This is a genomic window from Erythrobacter donghaensis, from assembly GCF_001557325.1.
GTDB classification, from domain to species: Bacteria; Pseudomonadota; Alphaproteobacteria; order Sphingomonadales; family Sphingomonadaceae; genus Erythrobacter; species Erythrobacter donghaensis_B.
Genome location: NZ_LSJS01000261.1, coordinates 1 through 498, shown reverse-complemented (window position 1 = coordinate 498; position 498 = coordinate 1). Strand labels below are relative to the sequence as shown.

At 58.6% G+C, this 498-nt stretch carries 1 protein-coding gene; it reads right to left on the bottom strand.

The features are described from left to right. Positions 1-20: 20 nt before the first annotated feature. On the bottom strand, positions 21-498 hold a 478-nt coding region (locus AX692_RS15175; protein WP_066271031.1), incomplete at its 5' end, for a MarR family winged helix-turn-helix transcriptional regulator.

Below are 498 nucleotides of genomic sequence, written 5' to 3'. Positions count from 1 at the left end.
CTAAGCGTCTCTGCGCGCACTTATGGGTCGACTCTATGCGTCGACGACTCCAGCATTCCAAAGGCATCCATCGGACAGTTGTAGCATCGCCTCTCGTCGCAGAGCCGGCATATCGTCAGCGCCGAGACAGCGTCGTCAGACATCTGCGCAAGTATTGTCTCGGCAATACGTTCCAGCACGAGGCGGTCAGCATTCGAGACATGGCTAAGGATTTCGGATAAAGTCTCGTTTCTTCGTTGCAGGATCGCAGATAGGCGAGTCTCGCCTGCCTCAGTGAGCATCAGCGCTACTGCACGACGGTCCCGTAGCGCTTTGGATCGAACGGCGAACCCGGCTGCAACCAATCGATCGACAAGCCGCACCGTCCCCGCGTGGGACAAGCCTAGCACCCGTCCTAATTCGTCGATCGAAAGACCGGTCGCGTGACCGATGACGACGATCGCCGCGGTGGTTTCGCCACCGCCGGGTATCGTCGGGTCGAATGCCGCCTTCTTAATT